This is a genomic window from Nonomuraea wenchangensis (assembly GCF_900111685.1).
Classification (GTDB): Bacteria; Actinomycetota; Actinomycetes; order Streptosporangiales; family Streptosporangiaceae; genus Nonomuraea; species Nonomuraea wenchangensis.
Genome location: NZ_FOHX01000012.1, coordinates 243,687 through 257,840, shown reverse-complemented (window position 1 = coordinate 257,840; position 14,154 = coordinate 243,687). Strand labels below are relative to the sequence as shown.

The 14,154-nt window shown below is 70.2% G+C and carries 17 protein-coding genes; 11 read left to right on the top strand and 6 right to left on the bottom strand.

Annotated elements, in window-relative coordinates; all coding sequences use genetic code 11:
- Nucleotides 1–44 precede the first annotated feature (44 nt).
- The gene (locus tag BMW85_RS32075; protein WP_091088935.1) at nucleotides 45–644 is read right to left on the bottom strand and encodes a hypothetical protein; all 600 of its coding nucleotides are present in this window, start codon (nucleotides 642–644) and stop codon (nucleotides 45–47) included.
- A gap of 291 nt (nucleotides 645–935) precedes the next feature.
- Between BMW85_RS32075 and BMW85_RS32070 the strand changes: the two genes are divergently transcribed.
- From BMW85_RS32070 to BMW85_RS32055, 4 genes are all read left to right on the top strand, one after another.
- Nucleotides 936–1,154 carry a hypothetical protein gene (locus BMW85_RS32070; protein WP_143082472.1) on the top strand — a complete coding sequence of 73 codons (219 nt, stop codon included), beginning with the start codon at nucleotides 936–938 and terminating at the stop codon, nucleotides 1,152–1,154.
- A 384-nt stretch (nucleotides 1,155–1,538) separates the two neighbouring features.
- Nucleotides 1,539–1,736 (top strand): hypothetical protein, encoded by a 198-nt coding sequence (locus tag BMW85_RS32065; protein WP_091088931.1) that lies wholly within the window; start codon nucleotides 1,539–1,541, stop codon nucleotides 1,734–1,736.
- A gap of 249 nt (nucleotides 1,737–1,985) precedes the next feature.
- Complete coding sequence (locus tag BMW85_RS32060) at nucleotides 1,986–2,519, top strand: RNA polymerase sigma factor (RefSeq protein WP_091088929.1); 534 nt, start codon at nucleotides 1,986–1,988, stop codon at nucleotides 2,517–2,519.
- The gene (locus BMW85_RS32055) at nucleotides 2,519–3,439 is read left to right on the top strand and encodes a CU044_5270 family protein (protein WP_091088927.1); all 921 of its coding nucleotides are present in this window, start codon (nucleotides 2,519–2,521) and stop codon (nucleotides 3,437–3,439) included. The genes BMW85_RS32060 and BMW85_RS32055 overlap by 1 nt, the downstream gene beginning before the upstream one ends.
- Nucleotides 3,440–3,516: 77 nt before the next feature.
- Here the strand turns inward: BMW85_RS32055 and BMW85_RS32050 are convergent, their stop codons facing one another.
- Nucleotides 3,517–4,137, bottom strand: coding sequence for a TIGR03086 family metal-binding protein (locus tag BMW85_RS32050; RefSeq protein ID WP_245775186.1), 621 nt, complete (start codon nucleotides 4,135–4,137; stop codon nucleotides 3,517–3,519).
- A gap of 57 nt (nucleotides 4,138–4,194) precedes the next feature.
- Here BMW85_RS32050 and BMW85_RS32045 point away from each other — a divergent pair, with 57 nt between their 5' ends.
- The 4 genes from BMW85_RS32045 (at nucleotide 4,195) to BMW85_RS32030 (ending at nucleotide 6,474) form a co-directional block, all read left to right on the top strand.
- Nucleotides 4,195–4,650 (top strand): MarR family winged helix-turn-helix transcriptional regulator, encoded by a 456-nt coding sequence (locus BMW85_RS32045; protein WP_218156010.1) that lies wholly within the window; start codon nucleotides 4,195–4,197, stop codon nucleotides 4,648–4,650.
- A gap of 126 nt (nucleotides 4,651–4,776) precedes the next feature.
- Nucleotides 4,777–5,712 (top strand): NADP-dependent oxidoreductase, encoded by a 936-nt coding sequence (locus BMW85_RS32040; RefSeq protein ID WP_091088919.1) that lies wholly within the window; start codon nucleotides 4,777–4,779, stop codon nucleotides 5,710–5,712.
- 91 nt (nucleotides 5,713–5,803) lie between these two features.
- A complete protein-coding gene (locus BMW85_RS32035; RefSeq protein ID WP_091088917.1) occupies nucleotides 5,804–6,064 on the top strand; it encodes a hypothetical protein in 261 nt (86 codons plus the stop codon).
- A complete protein-coding gene (locus BMW85_RS32030; RefSeq protein ID WP_091088915.1) occupies nucleotides 6,061–6,474 on the top strand; it encodes a hypothetical protein in 414 nt (137 codons plus the stop codon). The genes BMW85_RS32035 and BMW85_RS32030 overlap by 4 nt, the downstream gene beginning before the upstream one ends.
- A gap of 576 nt (nucleotides 6,475–7,050) precedes the next feature.
- Here the strand turns inward: BMW85_RS32030 and BMW85_RS32025 are convergent.
- Genes BMW85_RS32025 through BMW85_RS32015 form a run of 3 tightly spaced genes read right to left on the bottom strand, consistent with a single transcriptional unit; the run spans nucleotide 7,051 to nucleotide 10,072 of the window.
- A complete protein-coding gene (locus BMW85_RS32025; protein WP_091088912.1) occupies nucleotides 7,051–7,452 on the bottom strand; it encodes a DUF6009 family protein in 402 nt (133 codons plus the stop codon).
- The gene (locus BMW85_RS32020) at nucleotides 7,449–8,969 is read right to left on the bottom strand and encodes a DNA primase family protein (RefSeq protein WP_091088910.1); all 1,521 of its coding nucleotides are present in this window, start codon (nucleotides 8,967–8,969) and stop codon (nucleotides 7,449–7,451) included. Before BMW85_RS32020 ends, BMW85_RS32025 begins: the two co-directional genes overlap by 4 nt.
- Nucleotides 8,966–10,072, bottom strand: coding sequence for a bifunctional DNA primase/polymerase (locus tag BMW85_RS32015; protein ID WP_218156009.1), 1,107 nt, complete (start codon nucleotides 10,070–10,072; stop codon nucleotides 8,966–8,968). The genes BMW85_RS32020 and BMW85_RS32015 overlap by 4 nt, the downstream gene beginning before the upstream one ends.
- A 767-nt stretch (nucleotides 10,073–10,839) precedes the next feature.
- Here BMW85_RS32015 and BMW85_RS32010 point away from each other — a divergent pair.
- The 3 genes from BMW85_RS32010 (at nucleotide 10,840) to BMW85_RS32000 (ending at nucleotide 13,443) form a co-directional block, all read left to right on the top strand.
- On the top strand, nucleotides 10,840–11,424 hold the full coding sequence (locus BMW85_RS32010; RefSeq protein ID WP_091088908.1) for an RNA polymerase sigma factor: 585 nt from the start codon (nucleotides 10,840–10,842) through the stop codon (nucleotides 11,422–11,424).
- On the top strand, nucleotides 11,424–12,482 hold the full coding sequence (locus BMW85_RS32005; RefSeq protein ID WP_091088905.1) for a CU044_5270 family protein: 1,059 nt from the start codon (nucleotides 11,424–11,426) through the stop codon (nucleotides 12,480–12,482). The genes BMW85_RS32010 and BMW85_RS32005 overlap by 1 nt, the downstream gene beginning before the upstream one ends.
- Nucleotides 12,483–12,561: 79 nt before the next feature.
- Nucleotides 12,562–13,443 (top strand): hypothetical protein, encoded by an 882-nt coding sequence (locus BMW85_RS32000; RefSeq protein ID WP_091088902.1) that lies wholly within the window; start codon nucleotides 12,562–12,564, stop codon nucleotides 13,441–13,443.
- A 32-nt stretch (nucleotides 13,444–13,475) separates the two neighbouring features.
- On the opposite strand, the gene BMW85_RS31995 is transcribed toward BMW85_RS32000, so the two are convergent.
- Nucleotides 13,476–14,150 carry a hypothetical protein gene (locus tag BMW85_RS31995; protein WP_143082471.1) on the bottom strand — a complete coding sequence of 225 codons (675 nt, stop codon included), beginning with the start codon at nucleotides 14,148–14,150 and terminating at the stop codon, nucleotides 13,476–13,478.
- Nucleotides 14,151–14,154 lie beyond the last annotated feature (4 nt).

Genomic DNA, 14,154 nt, shown 5'->3' with positions numbered 1-14,154 from the left:
CCAGGATAGCGCGCCTGACTCTCCAGGGAAGGAGACATTTCTGCTCAGCCGATGCCGTACCGGCCAGAAAACCATAAGTAGGCGTGCCGGGCCGCGTCCTCGTCGCCGAACAGGTCGATCAGCCGTCTCGCCCGCCGGACCAGGACGCAGGCGAAGGCTTCGGCGTAGAGCTCGGCGGCGTCCTGCCGGTAGGGAGGCGCCAGGTGCCGTGCGCGCAGCGCGTGCAGCCGCGACCAGAACGGGCCGCGCGACGGCATGCCGTCCAGGTGGTCGGTAGCGTGCCCCAGCTCGTGCCCGGCGACGCTGACCGACGGGGACGGCACGCTGCCGACCCCCACCCGGCGCCGGACGGGGTCGTAGACACCGGCGCTGCGTTCCCAGTCCCCCTGCTGCACCGGCAGCGCGACGCCGCGAAGCGCCTCGAACCCCGGCAGGTCAGGCACGGCGCCGGGCCCCACCACGATGCCGCCGTCCAGGTGCGCGGCCAGGCGGGTGCCTAATGCTCGGGGCACCGCGGACAGCGTCATGATGGCCAGCAGCACCTCGGCGGGCGGGAACGCGCCGGCCTCCCACGCCCGGGTCAGCCGATCCTCGAGCGCTCCCACGTGCAGCCAGCCCGGCCGTCCCCTGCTCTGGCTGGCCACTCGCCCCCCTGTCACGCGCCCTGAACCACTGGCCGCGTCGCTGGGCGGCGTCGATGATCACGACGACTCTATCGGCAGCGGTGGTGCCGCGCATCCGGGGCCGGGACCCGCCGTACGGCGGTCGCGGCGGTGCCCGCCCGCCGGCTCTCCAGACCGGCGTGCCGGTCGCCACCGCCCGCAGCGCTCATCTGAACCCGGCCGTACTTCCTCGCTGCCGCCGGACCCGCCACCTCCCGTGTCAAACAATCTACGGGCATATATCCCGCAAAACGCGCTGTCACCACGGAAGTCTTGACCATGCCGATCTACGCTTCCCGCATGGCTTTTGTTATCCCAGAGATCAAGGTCGGCCTGGCCGAACTCGGTGGCGGGTCTGACGCCTGGTGCTCAAGATGCGGCAAGCGTGCGACCCTTTACTACGTCGATCCGGTGACCGGACGATCCACGTACGTCTGCACGGCCGATGCCGGCCCTGAGGTGGAGGCGATGCTCTTGCGCTCCGCCGACTAGGCGGATCCCCGCCGCGGTGTCAGCCCGTCGAGCCCCCGGGTTCCTCGACGCCGTAGGAGCGCGCTCCCACCCCGTACTCATGAGTGTTCGACCCCGCAGAACCAGCGCCGGTCAGAAGCCGAACGCGTCGTCCCCGACCGCGAGCGCCGTGGCCCCCAGGAGGCCGTCGCCCCCCACAGCACCAGTAGACAGAGTTTGTGCTCCTCCAGTCGTGGACAGGCCATACAAATAGAGCAGCGACAACACAGCCAAGAATCGCGCATGTGACGTCTTCACCGATCGCTCCTTGGAGAGCAATGGCCCCCCAGATGCGGATGTAGGTGCTGTCGCCGACCAGCTTGACACCCGGCCGCTCGGCGGTGAAGTCGCGGAGCTTATTCGCTGGTGGTTCGTTCGGATTGGCAGACGTGGGCGATCTTCGCCCCACCGCTGATCACCGCGACCATCCGCAGAGACATAGGGCTGGGATCCGCCGTGTGGTTGATCGCCGGGCTGACGGCGCTCGATGAGCTGATCCAACGAATCCAGTCCTGTACGACCCTGCTGGTTGACTCGCGCGGTGTCGGCTGGTTCGTGATCTGATGGCGTCTGTCCTTGATCATGCGAGTATTCGAGCTCCATAGGCTCAGCAAGCCCGCAACCTGCTCATGAACCTCGAAAGGCGGATCGGCTCGTTCCGCTTCCTCGTCCGCGGCCAAGATATCAAGTTCAACTGTGGCGTCCGACGACGTCTTCGCCGGCGAGGGCGTGACGGTGGCAACTCGTACGGAAGGGTCCACGGCGACCGGGCAATCAGTAGTGTCCGACATCCCCGGCGAGAGAGACCCGTGCATGACAACGTTCCTCGACGGAGCGGTCGCCGATCCCGAGCGATTCTCCGCCCTCTTCGATGCCCACTACGAGGAGATACGCGGCTACATCAGCCGCCGCCTCGACCTCGACATCGCCGAGGACCTCGCCGCCGAGACCTTCCTGATCGCCTTCCGCCGACGTGACGGCTTCGACGCCACCAAAGGCGGCGTCAAGCCCTGGTTGTACGGCATCGCCACCAAGCTCATCGGCCGGCACCGGCGAGCCGAGCTGCGGCGATACCGGGCACTGGCCAGGTCGGGACCGCCTCCCGACGAGGACGGCCATGACCAGCGGGTGGTGGATCGGGTCGCGGCGCGGGTGACCGTCCAGCGACTCGCGGCCGCGCTGGCCGGGCTGTCGCGCGGTGAGCGCGACGTGGTGCTGCTCGTCGCCTACGGCGAGCTGACCTACGACGAGGTCGCGGCGGCGCTCGGCATCGCCTACGGCACCGTCGCCTCCCGGCTCAGCCGGGCCAGAACCAAGCTTCGTGACACGTTGGGAGTTGAGGTGTGATGAAGGAATTCCAGCTCATCGACGAGGTGATGCCGCAGGCGCCGCCCGCCGACCACGCCACGCTGACGGCCGCCCGCGCCCGGATGCTCGGCGCCGCCCGGCGGCGGCACCGGCCGGTCTGGCCCAGGGTGGCGCTCGCGGCCGTGGCGGCCAGCGCGGTGATGGCCGGGGGCTTCGTGGCGGTTCCCCTCCTGGACCGGACGAGCGTCCAGACGGCCGCGATGCCGGACGCGGGCGCGGTGCTCGCCGCGGCGGCCGACCGGCTGGCCGCCCGGCCTCCGGGGACCGGGGCGTGGTGGCGGCGGGAGATGGTGCAGGTGGCGCGAATGAAGACCGCGACCTACACCGTCGAGCAGCGGGTCAGCGACGTGCTGTGGGCGAGCAGGGATCGCGCGGTCGGGTATCGCACCCAGCGCGGGCCCGTCTCCGCCAAGCCGCTCACGCCCGCCGACGAACAGGCGTGGAAGGCCGCAGGCTCGCCCGACCTGTGCACCGGCTGCCAGTCGGGGAAGACGTACTTCACGCCGCTGAAGCTGACGACCAAGCCCGTGACGGAGCTGCCGACCGAACCTGGCGCGCTCAGGGCCGAACTGCTGCGGGCCAACGACCGGGAGGCCCCTGAGGCGTGGTTGTGGGGGGTGAGCAAGTGGCTCCTTCTCGACGCCGAGAGCACCCCTGCCACCAGGGCCGCGCTCTACCGGGTGCTCGCCGGTCTGCCCGGTGTGCGGGTCGAGAACGACGTGACCGACATCGAGGGCCGGACCGGGGTCGCGCTGACCTACGGCCGTCAGCAGATCATCATCGATCGGGACAGCGGGAACCTGCTCGCCATACAGGAGGGTGACGGGTCCTCGGCGTACGTGATCGGGCGAATGGGCTGGACCCACGACCCGGCGCCGAAGGAGTCGACGTTCTCATGACACGATCGTGCCGTTGACCTGCTGAGACTGGTCTACCCCTGGAAGAACGTGGCCGCGGTCGTGCGCGAGATGCGGTGTCAGCGTCGGCTGGAGGCCGTCGAGCCGGGCCAGCGCGGCGATCGGCCCAGGATGGCGACGATCTGGTCCAGGCGGGACTCCCCCGTCCAGGCGAGCGCCGGCGCGAAGGCCGTTCCGGGAGCGCGGCGGGTCTCGCCGTCAGGAACGGCCCGGGCCACGTCCAGGGCGACCTCCAGCAGGTCCGGCGGGAACTCGACGTCAACGCCCAGCGCTTTGGCGAGGTCCCACGAGTGGACGACGTAGTCGATGAAGTGAAAGCTGAGGGCCTGCCTGCCGGGAAAGGCGATCCCGCTGGCGATCTCGGGCAGGGGGAAGCTCCGCTCCAGCACGCCGTCGGCGGCGAATGCCTCCAGGACATGCTCGGCCGCGTCCCGGTAGCTCGCCACGACGTCGTCGCCCAGAGAGCGCAACCGCCACTGGGCGAGGCCCCCGTCGCCCCTGGCCGCCGCGGCGAAACCGTAATGCTGGGTGGCCATGTGCGCGAGCAGGCCGTACACGGTCCAGCCGAGACAGGGCGTCGGACGGGACAGGTCCGCGGGCCGCACGCGGGAGGTCAGCTCGACGCTGGCCCGCACGGCCTGCGCGTCAAGGGCGACAAGGTCGATCTTCTCATCATTCATAAGCATTTGCATATAATCTATATCTGCTTATTATCTGTCAATGGCTAGTATGAACCCGTGACGAGTCGCCGCGACCTGGCCGCGATGCTGCAGCCCCTCCTGCAGTCGCTCATCGCAGCCGAACTCCCGGTGCTGGCGAAGCACGGCCTCTCCATGTGGGGCTACATCGTGCTCGGCGCCCTGGACGATGGCGCCGTTCGCACCCAGGCCGCCCTGGCCGAGACGATCGGCGCCGACAAGACCCGCATCATCACCACCCTCGACAAACTGCAGGCGGACGGGCTCATCACCCGCGAACCGGACCCGCGCGACCGCCGCGCCCGCATCCTCGCGATCACCGACGAGGGCCGTGCGACACGCCGAGTGGTAGGCGCCGAGATCCAGGCCAACGAGGAGCGCCTGCTCGCCCGGCTGCCCGAGGCCGACCGGCAGGGCTTCCTGCGCGCGCTGCAGACGCTCTCCCTCCTGCCCCGCGCCCAGATCATCGGCGAACCCGGGGTGGACTCGCCCTAGATGGCGATGGGTGGCCCTCACGCTCCTGCAGGTGCGATACGCACTTCGAGGTGCTTACTTCCTCAGAGAGAGCGGGTTTCCCTACGGTCGTCCTCGAATCCTGAAGGTGGACGACGAGGAGGCTTCATGCGTGCAGTTGTCATCCGTACGTTCGGCGGACCGGAGGTTCTCGAGCTCGCCGACGTACCGATGCCGCTCGCGGGAGAGGGACAGGTCCTGATCCGGGTCGAGGCCGCGACGGTCAACCCGGTCGACCTGGCGACTCGGACCGGTGCGCTCACCGAGGCGGGCCTGCTGCCGACGCGGGACGTGATCGGCATCGGATGGGACGTCGCCGGAACCGTCGAACAGACCGGCCCAGGGGTGACCGGCTTCCGGCGCGGGGACCGGGTGATCGGCCTGTCCGACCGGCTGGACGTGCCGCTCGGGGCTCAGGCCGAATACGTCGTCCTCGACGCGGACGCGGTCGCCGCCGCGCCGGCGGGCGTCTCTCCCGTACAGGCCGCCACACTGCCTCTGAACGGCCTCACCGCCGCACAGGCGCTCGACGGGCTCGACCTGGATCACGGGCAGACGCTGCTGGTGACCGGGGCGGCCGGCGCCGTCGGCGGCTTCGCGGTCCAGCTGGCTGTCGCGCGCGGGCTCCAGGTGATCGCGGTCGCCGGGGCCGACGACGAACCGCTCGTCCGCGGGCTGGGGGCCGACCTGTTCGTGCCGCGCACGGCCCGGCTGGGCGAGGCCGTCCGTCGCCTTGTCCCGGGCGGTGCGCACGCGGCGCTGGACGCCGCCGTGGTCGGAGTGGCCGCCCTCGACGCGGTCCGGTCGGGGGGAGCATTCGCCGCGCTGGTGGCGGGAGGGGCGCCGCCTCCGCTGCGTGGCATCCGGGTCTTCAACCACTGGATCCGCGCTGACGGCGCCCTCCTCTCAGAGCTCGCCGCCCTGGTCGAAGCGGGTTCCCTCGCCCTGCGCGTGGCCGAGAGCAGACCGCTCGACCAGGTCGCCGCCGCCCACCGGCGTCTTGCCGAAGGCGGTCTCCGTGGCCGCCTCGTCCTCACTCCTTGAAGCAGGAGTTCTGGAAGATGCGGGGTCGGCTGATGGACAAGTGCGCGGATATTCTGAGCCTACTCGGTATACTCCCAGTATGACCTCGAATATGACGACCATCAAAGTTCCCAAGGCGCTCCGGGACAAGCTCAACGTCTTGGCGGACGAAGGCGGCCGGGGGACCACGTTGGCCGACGTCCTGCAGCAACTGCTGGAGGAACACCACAGCATCCGCACCCGTCAGCTGATCGCCTTCGACACCCTGCTGCAGCGCGCCCAGGCCGATCAGGAGGCCACGGCCAAGGCCGAGCGGGCCGTACAACGCGCCCTGACGTTCCTGCAGCGTCGCAGCGGCGGCAGCGCCACGTGAGCACCGGCTACGTCCTCGACGACCTCACCCTGCACGAACTCGGCCGAGGCGACTTCACCGTCGTCAACGTCGTGGCGGCCCTGGACAGCCACGCCGTCCGCATCAGCGTCCCGGCCCTGGCCCTGGCCGACGCCCACCGTGGATTGCACGCCGACCAGATCGACGCGATCCACGGCATGATCCACCGGCTGCGCCAGGTCCGGCTTGAGCCCCTGACCACCACCGAGGACGTGCTCCGCCTGTCAGCCGTCTCCGCCTACCTGACGGAGCGGCTCGACCTGGCGGCAGCGCACACCGTGGCCACCGCCCGTCATCTCGACGAGCCGATCCTCACCGTGAACCTCAAACGGTGGGAGCCGATTCAGGATCTGCTGCCCTGGACACTCGACGTGGTCGAGATCACCGAATGACGTCCCGGAAGGTCGTCTCACCAGTCGGGCGGCTGGAAGGCGGAGCGGGTCGCGAGGGGATGAACCGGTCAGCCCGGTTCTCTTGTCCTGAGAGCGACTCGAGCGACTGGCCGTCGCCGATGGACCGTGAGAACTAGCGGACCACCCCGCCCCTTGCCCTCGGTCGCTGCCGTCAGTGAGGCAGGAGCCCGCTCGCTTGAGTCGCTCTCGTCGGTCGCTGCACGCTGCTGCTGGTCAGGGGCCTTCTTCAGAGCACGCGAGCGACCGAAGCGACCGAGGGCTGCGCTCTGTGACGCACATCCACGCGGGGAGCAGGGACAGGTCATCAAGCCCCTCCCGCCGGTCGCTTCAGTCGCTCGCCGACTCGACCAGCCCTCCTGAGCAGGGCAAACGCCAGCGACTCGGGGTGCCTGGGCGTCGGCTCCGTCCGTCGCTGGTGTCACCAGGCGGCGGGCGGCGGGGATCACATGGTCGCGTTCCCGACACCACGCATCCGCCGATCAGCATCTCGGGCACGCGGGGCGGGTGAGCACGACAGTTGCCCGAGCCACCCGTTCGATGGCGGCTCGCGGCTGATCAGGCCTTCGGAAGGGTGATCCCCAAGGCGACCATGGCGGGCGAGGGAGGCCCGCCCTCGGAGCGCTCGGTCTTGTGGCCGGGCTTGCCGGGGGCCAGCGTCCGCGGGTCGACCGACTCCAGCGGGGCGCCGGTGCTGTATTCGCCGTCCGGGAGGGTGTCGCGGTCGTGGGGGGCCAGCCAGAAGACCCGGCGGTGGAAGGTGCCGGACGCGGGGGCGGCCTTGGCCGTCCGCCCGAGCACGGCGTAACCCACCATGCGACCGTCGCGGTGGTAGGCGGGCTTGCCGCGACGGGTGGGCAGCCTGTCCAGGCTCTGGCGAACGTAGTCGAGCCCCTCGGTGTCCTCCAGCCACACCAGCTCGACCTCGTGGCACAAACTCGATTCGTTGATCAGGCTCATCGCCGGGCCTCCTCACCGTGGAACTCGGAGCTGAGGCCGATACCCGGATAGAACTTGCGCGAGTTGGACAGGATCATATCCTTTGGCGACGTCATTCTCAGTGTGTCGCGAATGCGTGCGGCGAAGTTACGGGCCGAGACGGGGGTGGCGCCCTCTGAGCTGCACCAGCGGGTGTAGGCCGCGTACAGACTCGTCTGTTCGGCACGCAGGCCCGCTTCGAGTATGCAGGCGTCTCCGATGAACCGCCCCACTACATCCTCCGTCGCTTCGTAGGCATCTGTCGCTAGACGTACCCGTTGCGGCCCTGACAAGTCTTTCTCGCCCGCCAGGTAGCGGCGGGCTCCATCGACCAACCAGGACAAAATTCCCGGTCCCTCCTCATCCACCAGGATGCGTGCGAGGTTGTCAATCTTATGTTCTTCGGACACCACCCGCTCAAAGGGGATCAGGCGCAGCCGCCGCCAGAAGGCGAACCCGCCCGTGCTCACCTCTGGGCGGTGGTTGCCCAGCAACCACAGGTGGTGAGTCGGGTCGAAGCTGAAGAAGTCCTGACGCATCCGCCGCGCCTTGATCTTGTCGCCGCCCGTCAGCAGCTTCACCCGCGCCTCGTCGAAACGATCGCCGGGCTTGAGCTCGGAGCAGACGATGACCCGGCGGCCGTGCAGCTCGGCCAGGTCGGTGGGGTGGCCGTCGAACGACTTGGCCATGAGGAAGCCGGGCGGAGCCGCGTCGGCGTAGTCGCCGAGCAGCTGCAGCATGACCTCCAGCAGCACGGACTTGCCGTTCTTGCCGGCGCCGAACAGGAACGGCAGGACCTGGGCGCCGACGTCCCCGGAGATGGAGTAGCCCAGCAGCAGGTGCAGGAAGTCGACGGTCTCCTTGCCTTCGGCGTCGTCGCCGAAGGTGTCGGCGAGGAACCGCTCCCAGCGCGGGATGGGGCCCGGCTCGGGGGCCAGGGTGGTGGAGCGCGAGTGCAGGTGCTGCTCGGGGTCGGGAGCGGTGATCAGGCCGGTACGCAGGTCCACCACCCCGGCGGGGGTGCACAGGGCGTAGGGGTCGGCGTCCAGCAGGGCCGCGTTGAGCGCCATGCCGGGAGCCGCCTTGGCCTGTACGAGCATGGCGTGGATGCCGGCGGTCGACAGGGCTCGCTTCTTGTGCCGCCGCAGGTCGCTGGCGGTGTGCCGGTGGTGGCGGTCGAAGACGGCGAGCTGGTCGGCCATCTCCCCCGCCGCCCAGAGCACGGCGTCGCTCTCGTCGGGGATCCAGCGGTACTCCGCCCATCGGTACCAGCCGAGGCCGGGCACGTGCTTGAAGTCGCGCCCGTACAGGTGCACGAACAGCTTGGCGTTGCCCCGGTCGCTCAGCGACTCGGGCAGCAGCCCGTCGCTGGTCGCGGGGGCCTGGACGGGCGGCGCGGCCGGCGGCGGAGCAGCGGCCGGCGGGAGCTCGGCCAGTTCGAGCATCTGCTGGGCGGCGGCTTCCGCGTTGAAGCCCCCGGACGGGGTGCCGGGCGTCATGAGCGTTCCTGGAGGTAGAGCGGCCGGGTGGAGCCTCGGGTCAAACCGCTGCTGATGATCTTGTCGGAGCGGCCCTCCTGTCCAGGACGCGCGTGATGGGCGGCCTCCGTCAGCATCGTCTCGGCGTCGTGCACGGACAGATATCCTCCCGCGACGAGGCCGCCTGCGGTGTACGCCGCCCGGTTGAGCTTGGCGGTGAAGCCCGCCCCCTGCGGGACGGACGCGCACGCCTCGATGTCGGCCAGCAGGCGGTGCAGCAGGCGTTCGGCTTTTCCGTCCCGGCCGCCGGCGCCGACGACGGCCTGGCGGGCGCGGGGCGGGATCGGGTGGGTCTGCTGAGGGGGCCTGGCGGCGGGGACGGGGACGTGCCCGGTGCGCGAGAGCTCCTGGGCGAGCCAGCGCGGCAGGGGCGCGGGCACGCGGCACTCCCCCACCACCGTGTAGGCGCCGTCCTGGGTGCGCGTCCCGGGCGCGATGATGTAGCCGCCGTGGGCGCGTACGTCGACCTGCCAGGCCAGGGCACGGGAGGAGCTGGAGCCGGTGGAGCAGAGGAACGTCTGACCGGGCTCGGCGCGATACCAGATGTGCAGGCCTCCGGAGGGCGTACGGACCCGCAGCGTCGAGGCGTCGGCCGCCGGGTCGGCGGCGCGGCGCAGGGCCGCCAGCAGCGCCAGGGTGTCGAAGCCGGTCGCTAGGCCCGCCAGGTCCACCCTGGGGTCGATGGGGATGCCGGGCAGCAGGCGGTTGCGGTCGGGCACCGGGGTGGGGTGGGCGTCCACATCGATGACGACGAGCCGGGCGGGACCGCAGGCGACACCGACGCCGAACGCCGGGTGGGCGCCCCACCAGCTGTCGATCAGCTCCGGATCGACGGTGGCGGCATGGAAGCCGTGGCACCACCGTCCCTGCCGCAGGCAGGCGCATCCGGCGGGGTCGTGCCCGGCGGCCTGGCAGGCGGGACAGTTGCGCGCCGGGGTCTTCCGGCCGGCGGCGAGGGGGTGGACGGGCCAGCCCTGGGCGGCGCACCAGCGGGCGATGTCGATCGGCCTGGAGAGCTGAGGAGGGCTGGGGGTGACGTCGTCGAGAGGGGCGTGCAGAGTCACGTCATCCCTTCTCGTGGTCCGGGCAGAGGGTGTGTCGCCGGTTCGGCCTGCTTGCCCGTCGCCGCCCGTGAGGGAGGCTGAGCGACTGAAGCGACCGAGCCTTGAACATGGCACGACAGATTAGCGGACCTTGGGGCGGCTGTGGGGGATGGCAACCGCGTGGCGGAAGAAATGCGACGCGGCTTCGCGATGGCCCCGCGAGGCCGGGCGCGGCCGGGGCTATGGGCGCCGGACCGCCTGGAGTAGCGACTGAAGCGACTCTACTGAGCACTTATGACGCCAACACAACCTTGCGTTCTACGACGACATATACCGGAGGAGGAGTCGCTTTGGTCGCTGCCCATCCTCCCTCATCGCGCTGACCTGCGGCTTTGTCAGCTACTCAGCACCAGCGACCGAAGCACCGTCAGTCCCTCGCTCCCCCTCCGCCCCACGGGCCACGCGGCTTTTGGGATTGTTTGAGCCTCGGCCCGGAGAGGGAGCGACTGAAGAGACCGGGCCAGTCCCCGGTCGCTTGGGTCGCTCCCAGCACCCAAGCGACTGACGCTCAGTCTCTGCGCCCCCGAGGGCCGGACGATCACGGCAGCGACCGGAAACCCCGCCCCGTCCCCGCCCCTCAGATCGTGCGCCGAGCAGCGTCGCATGCCGGTCTTCAGTCGCTTGAGTCGCTTCGATCGCTCGGCCCGGTGCCGGGGTGCCGGCCCCCGGCGTGAAGAAAACCTGCCGAGCGGCGAACACTGGGCGACAGTTGCCTTCGGAAGGACGCCATGACTGCACCACCCGACGCCCGCGATGTCATGGAAGACGTCACCGTGGTCGAGCGGTCGCTGGACGATCCCGAGCTTTTCGCCCTCCTGTACGACCGGTACTTCCAGGAGGTCTACCGCTATCTGGCCGCCCGGCTCGGCAGTGAGCAGGCCGAGGACCTGGTCGCGGACGCCTTCCTGCTCGCGTTCGACGGCAGGCGCGGCTTCGACCCGGATCGGGGCACCGTGCGGTCGTGGTTGTTCGGCATCGCCACGAACGTCGTGGCCCGTCACCGCCGCAGAGAGGGCCGCCGGCTGAACGCGCTCAGCAAGGTCGCGGCCGAGGAGTGCGCCGACGGGCCCGAGGACCGGGTGACCTCGCAGCTCGCGGCGCAGGCCAGCCGGCCCGAGCTCGTACGGGGGCTGAAGGGCCTGGCGAAGGGCGATCGCGACGTGGTGTTCCTGCTCGTGTTCGGCCGGCTCGGCTACGAGGAGATCGCCACGGCCCTGGACATACCGGTGGGGACCGTCGGGTCCCGGATCAACAGGGCGCGCAAGAAGCTGCGCAAGGCCCTGGGCGACGTCAACCCGATCGGGGAGTGGTGATGGACGAGTTGAAGCTGATCGAGGCCGCGTTCACGGAGCCTGAGCCCACGCCGGAGGCGGCGGCCAAGGGACGTGACCGCCTCCTCCGGCTGACCCGCCAGGCACAGGCGGCGCGGGTGGACCGTGCGCGCCGCAGCCGGCCGGCCATGCGGCCGATCCGGCGCGTCGCCCTGGTCGGCGCCATGGCGGTGACGCTCACCGGCGGCATCGTCGTCACCCAGGTGAGTCTGGGCGGCTCCGACCCGCGTGCCCCTGGACACCTGATCGCCGCCCCTCCGGCCGACGCCAGGACGCTGCTCACCCTGGCCGCGTCGGCCGCCGCGGGCCGCCCCGACACGGTTCCGGCCCGCGACCAGTACGTCCACACCAGGACGCTGGCCCAGCACAGCCTCTACACCAAGGACGACTCGGGCCGGACTCTCTACACCAAGGTGCTGGTCAGCGAGGAGCGCTGGGAAGCCGCAGACGTGGGCAAGCCCTGGCTGAGCCGTCGCCAGAACCTGTCGGCCACGGGACCGGCGCCCCGCAAGTACTGGGACCACGGCGTCGAGGACATCGTGTCCGAGCCGGGCGCCTGCCCAGGCCAACCGGCGTACGCGCGGCTGGGTGCCTGGCCGACGGACCCCGCCCAGGTACGCGCGAAGATCGTGGCCGACACGGGCGAGCAGCCGCTGCGCATCTGGCGCTCACTCCAGAGCCTGATCCGCGAGTCCGTCGTCCGCCCCAGCCTGGGAGCCTCGCTCTACCAGGTCGCCGCCGGACTGGACGGCATCGTGCTCATCGGCGACGCCGTCGACGCGGCCGGCCGCCCCGGCCTGGCCGTCGCCATGGACGAGGGCGACGGCACCCGATCCGAGCTGATCTTCGATCGGACGACCTACCGCTACCTGGGCGAGCGCACGGTGAACACCAGGGACCGCAGGGTGAAGGTGTCCCCCGGCCGCGAGTACACCGAGAAGAAGGGCGCGATCAACGGCACCGCGGTGCTCGCCGTCGAACTCACCCCCGGCCTGCCCGAGGCGTCGCCCAAGGCGTCCCGCATGAAGATCCCCTGCTGAGACTTCTCCCCCACCTGCTCCGGCCTTCCGTGGCCGTGAGTTCTGTTTCGCATGCCCTCAAAGAAGAAGGAGAACATCGATGTTCATCGCCAAGGCCGTCGCGGCCACCATGCTCGCCGGCGCGTTCGGCGGCCTCACCTCCCCGCTGCCGGGGGACGCCGCCGCGTACGAGAAGCAGACCCGGCTGGAGGCCGAGCGCGTCGCCTGCATGAAGGAGCGGGGCCTGGACTATGTGGCCTCGCCGGAGCCCCGGCACACGTGGCAGCCCGGCGAGCGGGAGCGGCTCGCGGGCGACGTGGAGGCGCTGCGGGCGTACCGGGCCAAGTACGGCTTCGGCGTCTGGTCCGCGAACGTCTATCCCAAGGACGCCGCCGTCAACCCCGTCCAGCACGAGAACCCCAACGACAAGATGCTGATGTCGCTCTCGGCCGACCGGCTGAAGAAGTGGCGCGCCGCCGACGAGTCCTGCTTCTCCGAGGCGGTCAAGCAGGTGCTGGGCAAGACCGTCACCTCGCAGGAGGACTACCACGACCGGCTCGAAGCGGCGGTGCGGAAGTCGTTGAGCGTTCTCGACCAGGACAAGCAGCTCGTCCAGCTGGGCAAGAAGTTCGCCGCGTGCCTGGGCGTCAGCCGGAGCGAGCCGACCGCACTGGACGGGCTCAGCCACGCCAGGATCGTGCGGCAGGCATCGGACGTCGCCAAGAAGGCGTGGAAGGGCGAGCTGCCCGAGGCGCCCAAGGGCAGGACCGTCATCTTCCGGCCCACCCTCAAGCCCGCCCAGGCCAGGCCGTACCTGGACAAGGAGATCAAGACGGCGTTGAAGGACCTGCGGTGCGGTGAGGACTTCTACCCCGCCTACGCCCCCAAGGCCATGGAGATCACGTCGAAGGTCTACCAGGAGTTCGGCCGGGAGGGCGCGGCCCAGGCGATCCCGTCCCGGATCTACCGCAAGCTCGCCTGACGCGGCGTCGGCCTCAGCCCGGCCTGGATCTTCTAGTCCGTCTTCAGGTTCAGCTCATAGAGGACGGGTTTCATGGCGGCCAGGTCGGGTTGTCCGGTCGTGTGGGTGGAGGCCTTCGCGTAGATGTCGGCGAACAGGGAGTTGAAGTAGGCGAACGCGACGCCGCCCGGGCGTTCGCCGGGGGTGTCGCCGAGAAGGCCGCTGACGACGCCGACCACGTAGCCGAGCCCCTTGCGCTGGTCGAAGGCGTCGATCACCGGACCGCCGGGGGCCATGCGGTCGATGCGGCACTCGATCGTGAGTGCCTCGTGGCCGGACATCCGGCCGGAGGTGCCCTCACACCACTGCAGGGCGCTGCCAGGGAACAGGCGGGGCTCCCCGGTGGGCGTCCTGGGGTAACCGAAGGCGTGGTAGCGGTTGCTGACGCGCCGGTTCCACTCGAGGCCCTGGGTGGGCACGTTGGCGCCGAGCGGGCCGACGTCCACGGCCCGGCCGGACGGATGAGAGCCGGCGCCGTTGTAGACGGTGGCGAAGCCGTAGTCGTAGGCGGGGTCGCTGGTGTCGTCGAGGAAACCTGGCGGGACGAACAGGTCTTTCAGCAGGTAGACGCCCTGCGGAGCGGTCTTGTCGTGGTACTGCGGGATGAAGACCAGGCCCTTGTACCCCTTGCGGGTACGCGGGTCGACCAGGCAGCGGGCCGAGGTCATGATC

Excerpts from the sequence above, each read along its gene's own strand:
- BMW85_RS32035 (WP_091088917.1), top strand. The coding sequence starts at position 5,804 with ATGACGACCATCAAAGTTCCCAAGGCGCTCCGGGACAAGCTCAACGTC.
- BMW85_RS32010 (WP_091088908.1), top strand. The coding sequence starts at position 10,840 with ATGACTGCACCACCCGACGCCCGCGATGTCATGGAAGACGTCACCGTG.
- BMW85_RS32050 (WP_245775186.1), bottom strand. The coding sequence starts at position 4,137 with ATGAATGATGAGAAGATCGACCTTGTCGCCCTTGACGCGCAGGCCGTG.
- BMW85_RS32020 (WP_091088910.1), bottom strand. The coding sequence starts at position 8,969 with ATGACGCCCGGCACCCCGTCCGGGGGCTTCAACGCGGAAGCCGCCGCC.
- BMW85_RS32000 (WP_091088902.1), top strand. The coding sequence starts at position 12,562 with ATGTTCATCGCCAAGGCCGTCGCGGCCACCATGCTCGCCGGCGCGTTC.
- BMW85_RS32060 (WP_091088929.1), top strand. The coding sequence starts at position 1,986 with ATGACAACGTTCCTCGACGGAGCGGTCGCCGATCCCGAGCGATTCTCC.
- BMW85_RS32040 (WP_091088919.1), top strand. The coding sequence starts at position 4,777 with ATGCGTGCAGTTGTCATCCGTACGTTCGGCGGACCGGAGGTTCTCGAG.
- BMW85_RS32025 (WP_091088912.1), bottom strand. The coding sequence starts at position 7,452 with ATGAGCCTGATCAACGAATCGAGTTTGTGCCACGAGGTCGAGCTGGTG.
- BMW85_RS32005 (WP_091088905.1), top strand. The coding sequence starts at position 11,424 with ATGGACGAGTTGAAGCTGATCGAGGCCGCGTTCACGGAGCCTGAGCCC.
- BMW85_RS32055 (WP_091088927.1), top strand. The coding sequence starts at position 2,519 with ATGAAGGAATTCCAGCTCATCGACGAGGTGATGCCGCAGGCGCCGCCC.
- BMW85_RS31995 (WP_143082471.1), bottom strand. The coding sequence starts at position 14,150 with ATGACCTCGGCCCGCTGCCTGGTCGACCCGCGTACCCGCAAGGGGTAC.